The organism is Paenibacillus sp. JGP012, from assembly GCF_014203995.1.
In the GTDB taxonomy this organism is placed as follows: Bacteria; Bacillota; Bacilli; order Paenibacillales; family Paenibacillaceae; genus Paenibacillus; species Paenibacillus silvae.
In genome coordinates this window covers 24,176-37,224 of sequence record NZ_JACHKG010000005.1, presented here as the reverse complement: position 1 = coordinate 37,224, position 13,049 = coordinate 24,176, and the positions used below count along the sequence as shown (strand labels likewise).

Genomic DNA, 13,049 nt, shown 5'->3' with positions numbered 1-13,049 from the left:
GGTATGAAACACTACACGCCGATTTATGTGAATACTTCAGGCAAGCCCGTCCTGGTGATTGGTGGCGGTCGTGTCGCCGAGCGTAAAGTGAAGGGGTTGTTGCAGGGGGAGGCCCGAATTACGGTAGTCAGCCCGCAGCTTACGCCTGCTCTCGAACAACTGCATCAGGAATCCCGATTCGAGTGGATAGCCCGGTCCTACCGCAATGGAGATTTGCGGGGGGCCTTTCTCGTATATGCAGCAACAGATGATTTGCAAGTGAACACTGCTGTAGTAGAGGAGGCTGAAGCCGCCTCCATCCTGGTGAATGATGCCATCTCTTCCGGCAACAGCAGTTTTATTACGCCGAGTGTGGTAAGACGAGGGCGGTTAAGCATTGCGATCTCGACTGCGGGCGCAGGACCTGCGGCGGCGGCCGAGATTCGTGCCTTGCTGGAACAGCAGTTTGGAGATGAATACGAGACGTATCTTGATTTTTTGCACCAGATGAGAATGGAGATTAAATCTCGGGCATTGTCCCCGGTGATAAGAAGCAAGCTGCTGCGTCGTCTGACGGAGATGGATATACTTGATCAGATACGCACAGGTCAGTTTCAATGGTGGACTGCAGAAGAAATCGGGGACTGGATATCCCGTAATCAGGAGGAAATGTAGATATGCGTACAATTAAAGTGGGCAGCAGACAGAGCGCTCTGGCGTTAACCCAGACCGGATACGTTATTCAGGATTTACGAGACATCTGTGAGCGAGAAGGCTTAGCTTTTGATTTTGAGGTACATAAAATTGTGACCAAAGGTGACCTCATATTGGATGTCACATTGTCGAAAGTGGGCGGCAAAGGGCTGTTTGTTAAGGAAATTGAACAGGCGATGCTGGATCGTACGATTGATATGGCTGTGCACAGTATGAAGGATATGCCTTCGGAATTGCCGGAGGGTTTAATCAATGGTGCAGTTCCCCGGCGAGCAGACCCACGGGATGCGCTAGTATCACGCGAAGGACTCACGCTCGATCAGCTGCCAGAGGGAGCACGGGTTGGTACAAGCAGTCTGCGCAGGTCAAGTCAATTGAAGGCTTACCGCCCCGACCTCCAGTTAGAATCGATTCGTGGCAACATTGACTCTCGTTTGCGTAAGCTGGAAACGGAAGGACTGGATGCGATTATTTTGGCGGCGGCCGGCTTGTATCGAATGGGCTGGCAGGATCGGATTACGGAGTATTTGTCCGAGGAGGCCTGTCTTCCGGCTGTAGGCCAAGGCGCACTGGGCATTGAGTGCAGGGAGGATGATGAGGAGCTGCTGCATCTTCTATCCTTGTATAATGACCCGGCAACCGCTTCACCAGTTATGGCAGAACGCCGTTTTCTCAGTGTGTTGAACGGAGGCTGTCAGGTGCCTATCGGCGCACATGCGGTATGGGTGCCAGGTCAAGATGCAGATTCCCTGAACGGTGAAAACAAGTTACAATTAACAGGTATGGTCGGTTCACCAGATGGTGGATTGATTCTCAAGGAAACATTGAGCGGCAAAGATCCGGCCCGTTTGGGAGAAGAAGTGGCCTGGAGATTAATTGATCGCGGAGCGGAACAGATACTGGCTGAAGTTAGGGGATGAAGGCATGGCGGGCAAGGTCTTTTTGGTAGGTGCAGGTCCTGGGGATGCAAGACTGATTACGGTCAAAGGATGGGAGACCATCGGCAAGGCAGATGCGGTCGTATATGATCGTTTGGCAAGTCCACGATTGTTAAAATTGATGAAACCCGGTGCAGTCAAGATTTATGTGGGGAAACGGCCGGATCGACATACGATGAAGCAGGAAGAGATTAACCAGCTGCTTGTGGATCTGGCTCTTGAAGGAAAAGTCGTTGTACGCCTTAAAGGCGGAGACCCGACCATATTTGGAAGAGTAGGTGAGGAAGCGGAGCTGCTGCACAAAAACGGCATTCCGTTTGAGATTGTACCCGGTGTTACGGCAGCGATCAGCGTACCAGCCTACGCAGGTATTCCGGTGACGCATCGTGATTATGCTTCCTCCATCTCGATTATTACCGGGCATGAAAGCCCGGACAAGCTGGATCGCAGCATCCACTGGGATAAAGTGACGAATGCTACGGGCACACTGGTATTTATGATGGGTGTTGCCAAAATTGGCTACATCAGTGAACAGCTTATTCGTCACGGTCGTCCAGCCAGTACCCCTGTTGCGCTTGTTCGCTGGGGAACACGAGCGGAGCAGGATACGATTACGGGAACCCTGGAGGATATTGAAGCTAAAGTGATTGCAGCAAATTTTCAGCCACCAGCCGTGATTGTGGTTGGAGATGTGGTCAATCAGCGAGAGCAGTTGAAATGGGCTGAGGCCATGCCGCTGTTTGGCAAACGGATTCTCGTTACTCGTGCTCGCAGTCAGGCAAGTGAACTGGTGAATCGTATTGAGGAACTTGGCGGTGAACCGTATGAGTTCCCGGTGATCGAGACGGTCATGCCGTCCAGCGAATCCGCCAGACAAAGTGTCAAAGATGCACTGCAAGCGTTAAGTACGTTTGATTGGGTCTTTTTCACAAGTGTAAATGGCGTGGAGTTCTTCTTCCGTCATCTCGAAAACGAAGGCAAGGATATTCGCTCGCTTCATCAGGCGAGAATTGCAGCAGTAGGTCCTTCTACAGCAGAAGCACTGCGCAAGCACGGAATTGCGCCTGAGGTTGTGAAAGGTCCTTTTCAGGCAGAGGGCATGTTGGAGGCATTTGAGAGTGAGCTGAAGGCAGGTCAGAACGTACTCATTCCACATGGAGATCTTGCCCGCTCCTGGCTGCCAGAGCAGTTGAGAGAACGGGGATTGAACGTTACCGAGGCCATCATCTACGATACGATTCTTGCAGGTGAGGATGACGATGAATTGCTAAAGCTGCTTGAAGAGGGCGGTATTCATGCAGTGACCTTTACCAGCTCATCCACTGTGAAGAACTTTTTAAAGATGCTTGAGCGTATGGGCATACAGGACCCACTCCCGCTGCTGAAGGGAATAGAGGTGGCATGCATTGGTCCGGTTACGGCGCAAACCGCTGAGGCTGCCGGGTTAAAGGTCACGTTGATGGCTGAGGAAGCAACGATGACCAGTCTGATTGATGCTTTGTGTGAGTGGAAACGTGAGGATTCGCGGGAGCATGCTAGTGAATCCGTGAGTCAGTAAATCAGATACACCGATAAGAGGTTATGACAGGCTTCGGCTGAACATATGAAGCGTGCTGAATTCGTGAAGAAGCGGCGCGCTTCCCTTTTTGCTGGTAATCGTCCTCAGTCGCTCGACTATAAAATGAAATTTCAGGAGGTAGAGTGTACATGGGTTTTCCAATCGTACGTCATCGCCGGTTACGTCAATCGGCAGGCATTCGTAATATGGTGAGAGAGACACATCTGACGGTGGATGATTTCATTCAACCGATCTACGTGACATATGGTAAAGACGTGAAGTCCGAGATCAAGTCCATGCCAGGCGTATTCCGTTTCTCGCTGGATCGTCTGCAGGAAGAAGTGAAGGAAATTGCTGAACTGGGTATTCCGGCTGTGCTGCTGTTCGGGATTCCGGAAACGAAGGACAGCGTGGGCTCGTCCGGGTTTGCAGAGGATGGCATTGTACAGGAAGCTACGAGATTGATCAAATCCTGGTATCCTGAGCTGCTGGTTATTGCCGATACTTGTCTTTGCGAATTTACAGACCATGGGCACTGCGGAATGGTGCACACAACCGAGGTTGACGGACACATCTGTGGTGATGTGCTGAATGACGAGTCGCTGGAGTTACTTGTGAAAACGGCGGTATCGCAAGCCAAGGCCGGTGCAGATATTATTGCCCCTTCGAACATGATGGATGGTTTTGTACACGCCATTCGTGCAGGGCTTGATGAGCATGGATTCAACCATATTCCAATCATGTCCTATTCCGTCAAATATGCTTCGGCATTTTACGGCCCATTCCGTGAAGCGGCGGATTCCACTCCGCAATTCGGAGATCGGAAGTCATATCAGATGGACCCGGCCAATGCTCGGGAAGCGTTGCGAGAGGCTGAGACGGATGTGCTTGAGGGAGCGGACATGCTGATGGTGAAACCTTCCCTGTCCTATCTGGATATTATGCGTACGATCAAGGATCAGTTTGATCTCCCTCTTGTTGCTTACAACGTAAGCGGTGAATATGCCATGGTGAAGGCTGCCGCAATCCAGGGATGGATTGATGAGAAAAAGGTAGCTATGGAAATTTTGCTGAGTATGAAACGCGCAGGGGCAGATATGATTATTACCTATTACGCCAAAGATGCATCCCGCTGGCTGGCTGAAAAATAAATCGATGTCTACTCTACATTAAGGAGGATGTTCATGACTGCACAACAAAGCAATCGCCGCAATGATGAGCGCTCACGCAGCGCATTTGAAGAAGCCAAGCAGTACATACCCGGAGGGGTCAACAGCCCGGTTCGTGCATTCAAATCGGTAGGACTTACGCCGATCTATGCTGAGCGTGGAGAAGGTTCCAAAATTTATGATATTGATGGCAATGTGTTCATTGACTATGTAGGTTCATGGGGACCGCTGATTATGGGACATGCCCATCCCGAGGTTGTTGAGGCACTGCGCGAGACTGCTCTGAAAGGCACAAGCTTTGGTGCACCAACGCTGCTTGAGACGGAAATGGCCAAGCTTGTGTGTGAGCGTGTACCATCCATTGATATTGTACGCATGGTGAATTCAGGTACAGAAGCAACGATGAGTGCCATTCGACTGGCACGTGGTGTAACCGGACGCAGCAAAATTTTGAAATTTGAAGGCTCCTATCATGGTCATGCTGACAGCTTGTTGATCAAGGCTGGATCGGGTGTGGCAACACTCGGATTGCCGGACAGCCCTGGAGTACCAGAAGGAGTAGCCCTGAATACGATCACGGTTCCTTATAATGATCTGCAATCCGTGCGCCTTGCTTTTGAACGATTCGGAGAAGAGATTGCCGCTGTAATCGTGGAGCCAGTTGCAGGGAATATGGGTGTAGTACCTCCGGCTGCCGGTTTTCTGGAAGGCTTGCGCAGCGTAACTACCGAGTATGGCAGTTTGCTGATCTTTGACGAAGTTATGACCGGATTCCGTGTAGGTTTGAACTGCGCCCAAGGACGATTCGGCGTGACACCGGATCTGACGTGTCTGGGTAAAGTGATTGGCGGCGGGCTTCCGGTAGGTGCTTATGGCGGACGCAGGGATCTGATGGAGCAGATTGCACCGACCGGGCCGATCTATCAGGCCGGAACATTAAGCGGTAATCCGCTCGCGATGGCAGCGGGTTATACCACGTTGAAACTTTTGACACCGGAAGTATACGATCGTCTGGAAATGTTGTCTGCACGTTTGCAGGCCGGATTCGAGAAAAATGCAGCAGAAGCAGGCGTTGCGGTAACGATTAACCGTGTCGGTTCAATGGTATGTCCATTTTTCAGTGCTGTTCCAGTAACAAACTATGATATTGCGAAGGAAAGCAACCTGGATCAGTTCCGCCGTTATTTTGCAGCCATGATCGATCAGGGCGTCAGTGTTGCTCCTTCCCAGTATGAGGGGATGTTTGTATCTGGTGTGCATACAGAGCAGGATATCGAAGATACCATTGAGGCGAACCGCAAGGCTTTGCAATCATTATGAGCATCAAAAGCTGGAAACGCCGCGGACAATGGCTTGAGCTGATGCCGGGCAAGGCGGTCACTGGAAAAGAAGACAGGCAGGCTGCCGCCGACCAGTGGCTTCTGTCCGAGCTTCAATTCCCGGAGAAGCTGCTTCGCCAGCTCAAGGCAGAGCAGGGCATACAGCTAGCAGGGGACCGGCTTCGGCTGGCCCTTTTTGCTGTTCAGCCGCTGGGTGTGGAGCCGCGCTGGGCTGATCTGAATGTATTGTACGAGGATGATTTCTGTCTCGTTGTGCATAAACCGGCTGGCATGAAGCTTCACCCGGATGGAACCCGTGAGGATCAGGCCATTACACTGGATCATGCTGTAGCCTCATATTACGAGATGAACGGCATTGAAACGAGTGTACGTCATGTTCATCGTTTGGATGAAGATACGACAGGCCCTGTTTTATATGCCAAAAATGCATTTGCACTCGCCATACTGGACGAAGCGATGCGTCGTAAAACCATTGATCGCCAGTATGTTGCCATCGCTGACGGCCACGTTTCCCCTGAACTTCGCACAATTGATGCGCCCATCGGCAAGGACAGGCATCATAAGCAGCGCAGACGTGTTTCCGATGGAGGCCAGAATGCTGTTACTCATGTAAGCATTGTACATGTATGGGAGAGAGCAACACTCGTACGCTTGAAGTTGGAGACGGGACGTACACATCAAATCCGTGTGCATCTTAGTTATGTCGGACATCCGCTTGTAGGGGACAAACTGTACGGAGGGCGTTCGGATGTTATTGGCAGGCAGGCACTGCATGGTGAAAAGCTGAGCTTTAATCATCCTTTAACGGGGGCATTAATTGAAGTACAAGACCCGTGGCCAGCGGATTTTGAACATTTGGCTGCCAAGGAAAGCAACACGCGCGGAGAGCGGACCTGAGTAAAGGGTCCGTTTTTTTTGTTTTCAACGTTCACTTAAACTCTCATCATGAAATGAGGATTGAAATCTGAGCAGGCTTTTCACAAAAGGTGGCATGCCCATCCCATTTAAGGCATATAGATGGGTAACGAAGGATTGGACCATGGATCAGTCCCATGAGAAGGATCATGGTGAACATATGCCGAAAGGAGGACGCCACCTTTGTTGAATCAACCTTATGGTTTGCGGTTCGATATTTATGAGCGCGTTCATTTGTCTGAGGGAGTGCCTGCCATTGAGGAACTGGAGGAAATTGAGCTGTATCCACGCATTCAGGTCATTGGACAGGACGACCATGCCACCTTGCGGGGGCATCTGCTGCTTACAGGAGCGTACCGGGGGGGAAGCGAAGAATCGGAGGAATTAAAGCATTTTATTCCTGTTGAAATTACGGTCCCGCTTAACAGGGTTAGATCCATTGAAGATATTTCCATCGAGATTGAAAATTTTGATGTGGATCTGTTGTCCAGCCGAAGCTTGAACATCACGGGAGTATTGTCTCTGCGAGGCATTGAAGGTTTTCCGGTAGAGGAGCCGCAGGTGTGGACAGCAGATGAATTCACAGTGGTGCATTCGCCTGAAGCTCAGCCGGACAGCCGGGCAGACGAGCTCGGACAGACCGAGGTATCAGAACAATCGGAGCAGTACGAGCAACCGGGGCAATACGATTCGTTAGAGCAGTACCAGCAGCTTGGCAGAACGGATCAAGCTTATGAACAGCAGGTGCAGGTTCAGCGGGGGGAGGACGAAGAGCTGGCGAATGCGGCAGAGCTTGCTGCGTACGGTTCCCCTGAATCCGCTGATTTGTCCTTGAGAGTACAGACAGAACCGAATCAGGAAGAACGGTTACAGTCTGATTGGAGTCCGGCAGCTGATCAAAACGACGAAACCCCTACGCCAATTTCGTCATTCCTGGCGGAGACAGCAGACAGACTTGCTTCGTATCCTGAATCTGAACCGCTGCTTCCGATTGAAGGCGAAGCCACGGCAGCCTGGTCTGAACCTTCAGTTGGAAGCAGTTTAGAGAATGCAACGTCATCCAGTACGGAATCTGCTGTGCTGCCCCGTTCAGAAGAGGAACGGAAACCATTGGAGGCGCATGCGCCCGAGGTATGGCACTTTGAGGAAGCAAGGTCAGGCAGTCAGCAAGGAGAGCAGGATGCTGGCAGTGCTCCAGCTCAGGTGCAGACAGAGAACTGGCAGGGTGTTTTTGCCTCTTCTGAAGCAGTTAACGTAGAAGTGGAGCGGATTGTACCGGAAACCGCCGAAGAAGAGGCTTTGCTGCAGAATGAAGAATCTATTCCTGAACCAATCGCCGAGGCGGAAGACAAGCCGGAACTGAAGGTTGCTTTTGGCAGTAAAAAAGAATCGTCAACAAGATCTGAAGAAGGAGTGGGTATTTCCTCACTGTTAGCCTCGTCTGGCCGCAGTGCTCGCGAAGCTGATGGAGAGCGTACGGAAGAGGCTCCTGCTGGAGTGGTTTCTGAAGATGAGAGCCAGACCGAAGAGGTTGAGTGGAAAAACCTGTTCCTCGGCACCATTGTAGATCAGAATCCGTTCCGCAAAGTGAAGCTCTGCATTGTACAGCGTGAGGATACACTTGACGCTATTGCTGATCGTTATCAACTTAGTACCCGAGAGCTGCAGCTCTATAATCGTTTGACCGAACAGGTTGTGGAAGAAGGGCAAATCCTGTATATACCTTGAATCTACTTGCCGCCGATATTAGCAGCTAGAACGCCCGTAATCCTTTGCAAGGGATTGCGGGTTTTGTATGTTTTATAATGATTTCTTTTCTCTGCATTCAGGTTCCGCTGCTGCCAGGTTGACTATCGTGCATGAGCAAGGTATGATGTGTTTAGGTTTTTTTGAATAATGACGTGGATCGGGAGTAGTAGACAGTATGACCTTTCAGAGAGTGGGATCGATGCGCTGTGAGATTCCGCAGGAGCCAACTGATCGAAGTCGCCCGGGAGTTGCCTGTTTGAGCACTTGAGGTGCAAGCTATTTATGGTTTTTAACCTCGGAAGTAGGATGGGCCGGTCGCAGCCGTTATCTGCTTGAAGTGTCACGCCTGAATCAGAGGATGATTTGTTTGTCCTGCTGTCTGCGTGAAACAAAGGTGGTACCGCGAAAGCTAACCTTTCGTCCTTTGATGGATGAAAGGTTTTTTTGTTTTTTTTGGCCCTAATGATGATTTTAGGAGCCATGATGATGAAGTAACGGAGGAATGACACATGTCTGAACAAAAAAAAGCAACAACAGAAATGCCAACCACATATGATCCGAAAGCGGCAGAAGACAAATGGTACTCCGCATGGACGGAGCGTGGTTATTTTCAAGCGGGCAAACGCAAGGATGCTGAGCCGTACACGATCGTAATCCCACCCCCGAACGTAACGGGTATGCTTCATATCGGGCATGCACTCGACTTCACACTGCAGGATATCCTCATTCGTACGAAGCGCATGCAGGGTTACGACGCTCTGTGGCTGCCGGGCTCTGACCATGCGGGGATTGCTACTCAAACGAAGGTGGAGCAGAAGCTTCGTGAAGAGGGTTTGACACGTTATGACCTGGGACGCGAGAAGTTTCTGGAGAAAGTATGGGACTGGAAAGACCAGTATGCCACAACCATTCGACAGCAATGGGGTAAAATGGGGCTTTCGCTGGATTATTCACGTGAACGCTTCACGCTGGATGAAGGTCTGTCCAAAGCTGTTCGCAAAGTCTTCGTACAGTTATACGAGAAAGGTCTCATTTATCGCGGTAAACGCATTATTAACTGGGACCCGGTAAACCGTACGGCACTTTCGGACATTGAAGTTGAATATAAAGAAGTTCAAGGACATCTCTACCACCTGCGTTATCCCCTCAGTGACGGAAGTGGTCACATTACCGTGGCAACGACTCGTCCGGAGACGATGCTTGGTGATACCGCTGTTGCTGTTCACCCTAAGGATGAGCGCTATGCAGACATGATTGGCAAAACGCTTGTGCTGCCGATCCTCGGGCGCGAGATTCCGGTGATTGCGGATGACTATGTAGACAAAGAGTTCGGTAGCGGTGCGGTTAAGATTACACCGGCACATGATCCGAACGACTTTGAAGTAGGTTTGCGTCATGACCTGCCTCAGATTACAGTCATGGACGAAAGCGGCACGATGAACGCCGAAGCAGGCAAATATCAGGGACTGGATCGCAGTGAATGCCGCAAGCAGATCGTTGCAGATCTCAAAGAACAGGGTGTACTGATCAACATCGAAGATCATATGCATCAGGTAGGGCACAGTGAGCGTACCGGAGCTGTAGTTGAGCCGTACCTTTCCACACAATGGTTCGTGGAGATGAAACCACTTGCGGAGAGAGCAATCAAGAAACAGCAAAGCGGCGAAGGTGTTAACTTTGTACCGGATCGTTTTGAGAAAACATACCTGAACTGGATCGAGAACGTTCGGGACTGGTGTATTTCCCGTCAACTGTGGTGGGGACACCGCATTCCGGCCTGGTACGATGAAGAGACTGGCGAAGTGATTGTATTGGCCGAAGATCCAACAACGCTGCCTGAGTATGCAGGACGAAAGCTGAAGCAGGATGAAGATGTTCTGGATACATGGTTCAGCTCTGCGCTGTGGCCGTTTTCCACATTGGGCTGGCCTGAAAATACGGAAGACCTCAAGCGTTATTATCCAACCAACGTACTTGTTACCGGATATGACATCATCTATTTCTGGGTAGCTCGTATGATTTTCACGGCTTTGGAATTCACGGATGAGATTCCGTTCAAGGATGTGTTGATGCACGGTCTTGTACGTGATGCCGATGGACGAAAAATGTCCAAATCTCTGGGGAACGGTGTAGACCCGCTGGATGTCATCGAGAAGTATGGTGCAGATGCGATGCGTTACATGATCTCGACCAGCAGCACACCTGGACAGGACTTGCGTTTCCGCTGGGAGCGGGTTGAACAGGCACGTAACTTTGCCAACAAAATCTGGAACGCTTCTCGCTTCGCGCTGATGAATCTGGAAGGATTTACTTTCGAAGATCGTGATATCAGCGGCGAGCTCGGAACAGCGGATTATTGGATTTTGCATCGCCTGAACGAAACTTCCCGCGATATTACGCGTCTAATCGATGCATACGAGTTTGGGGAAACAGGCCGCGTCCTGTACAACTTCATCTGGGATGATCTGTGTGACTGGTACATCGAATTCGCCAAGCTGTCCTTCTACGGAGAAGATCCGGTGGCGAAGAAGAAAACACAATCGGTGCTGGCTTATGTGCTGGATCAGACGATGCGCCTGATTCATCCGTTCATGCCGTATATCTCGGAAGAAATCTGGCAGCATCTGCCTCATGAAGGGGAAACAATTACACTTGCTTCATGGCCGGTATATGACCCTGCACTGGAGAATCCGGGAGCTGTTGCCGAGATGAACCTGCTGATGGATACGATTCGCGCTGTCCGGAATATTCGTGCAGAAGTGAACGTACCTATGAGCAAAAAAATTGAATTGATGGTTAAAGCGAATAATGATGAAACATCGAGCATCATTGAGCGCAACAGCCATTATATCAAGCGATTCTGTAACACTTCCGAATTTGAGAGCGGACTGGATCTGAGTTCTCCGGATAAAGCGATGACCGCAATCATTACAGGAGCAGAACTGTATTTGCCGCTGGCGGGTCTGATTGATATTGAGCAGGAAGTGGCCAGACTGGAGAAGGAACTGCAGAACCTCGAAAGTGAAGTGCTCCGTGTAGAGAAAAAACTGGCAAATGAAGGCTTCGTAGCCAAGGCTCCGGCTAAGGTGATCGAGGAGGAACGTGCCAAACAAGCAGATTATTCCGATAAACGGGATAAAGTCATTGCACGGATTAAAGAGCTGAAAGGGTAATATCCAAAGGGTCGGATGGAGTGCTTGCTTGCGCCATCCGGCTGCTTTTTTCAATCATTAATCAAACAGGGAACCGAAGGTGAATCAGATGACGGAATTAAACGCGAGAGATACAGCAACTCCTTTACGAACGTATGACGAGGCCGTGGACTGGATCAATGGCCTTATTCCTTTTGGCATCCGGCCTGGGCTCGAACGAATTGAGAGCCTGATGGTACAGCTTGGCAATCCGCATCAACGACTCAAATTCATTCATGTCGCGGGAACGAACGGCAAAGGTTCGACTTGCGCTTTTTTGACGTCAGTGCTGCTGCAGGCGGGATATGACGTGGGTACATTTACGTCGCCTTATATCACCAAGTTTACTAATCGCTTTCAATACAACGGTGAGGACATCCCAGAAGAGGTTCTGCTGAAACTGTCGAATCGCTTGCGTCCGCTTGTAGTGGAGATGGCCTCCACACCGCTAGGTTCACCGACGATGTTCGAAGTATCCACAGCTCTGGCACTGCTGTACTATGCGGAAGAGTGTTACCCTGATATTGTAGTATGGGAGACTGGGCTGGGGGGAAGGATGGACGTAACGAACATTGTTACGCCTGTTGTATCCGTGATTACCAACATCGGTATGGATCATACGGATGTGCTTGGAGATACCATCGAGCAGATTGCATATGAAAAAGCGGGCATCATCAAGCCGGGTGTTCCCGTCGTGACCTGTGTCTCACAGCCTGAGGCTGTCAAGGTAATTCAAGAGAGAGCGCAGCAGCTGCGATCTACGGTGTATTTGGCAGGGGATCAGTTCTCTTACCGCAGGCTGGAGAGCAGCAAGGAAGGACAAAGCTTCCAGTTTACGGGACCATTCCGTGATATGCAGATTCACATTCGAATGCAAGGTGTATATCAGTGTGACAATGCTGCGGCTGCATTTATGGCTCTTGAGGTGCTTCGGCAGTATATGGCGTTCATGCTGGATGAAGACGATATTAAGCTTGGCTTCGAGAATGCCTTCTGGGCAGGCAGATTTGAGCAAATCAGCGGCAATCCCTTGATTGTGCTGGATGGAGCTCATAATCCTGAAGGGGCGGAATCATTAGCGAAGAGCATTATCGACGTATATCCCCAAAAAAAGTTAATTTTGATGATGGGTATGCTGGCGAATAAGCATCACGAAGCGTATTTGCAGCATATACTGCCACTAGTGGATACGCTGATCCTGACCGAGCCAGATTTCCGACGCAAAATGGCTGCAGCTGAACTGCTGCAGATTGTAGAGCGGGTACGTCCCGCCACTGCGAAAAAGGAACTGGAAATCATCGTCGAGCCCGATTGGGCTAAGGCACTTGATCTATTGAAGTCACGGACGGAAGCGGAGGATCTGGGGGTGGTTTCCGGCACGCTTTATCTGATTGCAGACGTGCGGGCAGCCCTTTTGCATCAAACCGATTCTGAAAAAGGTTGGTGAAAGTTTTGTTAAACACATCGGAACACGTTCATTTTATAGGGATTGGCGG

At 50.4% G+C, this 13,049-nt stretch carries 9 protein-coding genes and 1 other annotated feature; all 9 genes read left to right on the top strand.

Annotated features, from left to right (window positions below; genetic code table 11):
* Positions 1-3 precede the first annotated feature (3 nt).
* Positions 4-654: a precorrin-2 dehydrogenase/sirohydrochlorin ferrochelatase family protein gene (locus HNR77_RS08395; RefSeq protein WP_184182491.1), complete on the top strand. Its 651-nt coding sequence runs from the start codon at positions 4-6 to the stop codon at positions 652-654.
* A gap of 2 nt (positions 655-656) precedes the next feature.
* Positions 657-1,613 (top strand): hydroxymethylbilane synthase, encoded by a 957-nt coding sequence (gene hemC / locus HNR77_RS08390; protein WP_184182489.1) that lies wholly within the window; start codon positions 657-659, stop codon positions 1,611-1,613.
* A gap of 4 nt (positions 1,614-1,617) precedes the next feature.
* Positions 1,618-3,189 (top strand): uroporphyrinogen-III C-methyltransferase, encoded by a 1,572-nt coding sequence (cobA, locus tag HNR77_RS08385; protein WP_184182487.1) that lies wholly within the window; start codon positions 1,618-1,620, stop codon positions 3,187-3,189.
* 149 nt (positions 3,190-3,338) lie between these two features.
* Positions 3,339-4,340 carry a porphobilinogen synthase gene (hemB, locus tag HNR77_RS08380; RefSeq protein ID WP_184182485.1) on the top strand — a complete coding sequence of 334 codons (1,002 nt, stop codon included), beginning with the start codon at positions 3,339-3,341 and terminating at the stop codon, positions 4,338-4,340.
* Between the two features lie 33 nt (positions 4,341-4,373).
* On the top strand, positions 4,374-5,678 hold the full coding sequence (gene hemL, locus HNR77_RS08375) for a glutamate-1-semialdehyde 2,1-aminomutase (protein ID WP_145405273.1): 1,305 nt from the start codon (positions 4,374-4,376) through the stop codon (positions 5,676-5,678).
* On the top strand, positions 5,675-6,595 hold the full coding sequence (locus HNR77_RS08370) for an RluA family pseudouridine synthase (protein WP_184182483.1): 921 nt from the start codon (positions 5,675-5,677) through the stop codon (positions 6,593-6,595). Before hemL ends, HNR77_RS08370 begins: the two co-directional genes overlap by 4 nt.
* A gap of 201 nt (positions 6,596-6,796) precedes the next feature.
* Positions 6,797-8,341 (top strand): LysM peptidoglycan-binding domain-containing protein, encoded by a 1,545-nt coding sequence (locus HNR77_RS08365; protein WP_184182481.1) that lies wholly within the window; start codon positions 6,797-6,799, stop codon positions 8,339-8,341.
* 165 nt (positions 8,342-8,506) lie between these two features.
* Positions 8,507-8,790 (top strand) — a binding site (T-box leader).
* Between the two features lie 81 nt (positions 8,791-8,871).
* A complete protein-coding gene (locus HNR77_RS08360; RefSeq protein WP_184182479.1) occupies positions 8,872-11,535 on the top strand; it encodes a valine--tRNA ligase in 2,664 nt (887 codons plus the stop codon).
* Positions 11,536-11,623: 88 nt separating this feature from the next.
* Positions 11,624-13,000, top strand: coding sequence for a bifunctional folylpolyglutamate synthase/dihydrofolate synthase (locus HNR77_RS08355; protein ID WP_184182477.1), 1,377 nt, complete (start codon positions 11,624-11,626; stop codon positions 12,998-13,000).
* Positions 13,001-13,049 lie beyond the last annotated feature (49 nt).

Bases quoted from the DNA above. Each gene is read 5' to 3' on its own strand.
- cobA (WP_184182487.1), top strand. From the start codon at position 1,618: ATGGCGGGCAAGGTCTTTTTGGTAGGTGCAGGTCCTGGGGATGCAAGA.
- hemL (WP_145405273.1), top strand. From the start codon at position 4,374: ATGACTGCACAACAAAGCAATCGCCGCAATGATGAGCGCTCACGCAGC.
- HNR77_RS08370 (WP_184182483.1), top strand. From the start codon at position 5,675: ATGAGCATCAAAAGCTGGAAACGCCGCGGACAATGGCTTGAGCTGATG.
- hemC (WP_184182489.1), top strand. From the start codon at position 657: ATGCGTACAATTAAAGTGGGCAGCAGACAGAGCGCTCTGGCGTTAACC.
- HNR77_RS08355 (WP_184182477.1), top strand. From the start codon at position 11,624: ATGACGGAATTAAACGCGAGAGATACAGCAACTCCTTTACGAACGTAT.
- HNR77_RS08395 (WP_184182491.1), top strand. From the start codon at position 4: ATGAAACACTACACGCCGATTTATGTGAATACTTCAGGCAAGCCCGTC.
- hemB (WP_184182485.1), top strand. From the start codon at position 3,339: ATGGGTTTTCCAATCGTACGTCATCGCCGGTTACGTCAATCGGCAGGC.
- HNR77_RS08360 (WP_184182479.1), top strand. From the start codon at position 8,872: ATGTCTGAACAAAAAAAAGCAACAACAGAAATGCCAACCACATATGAT.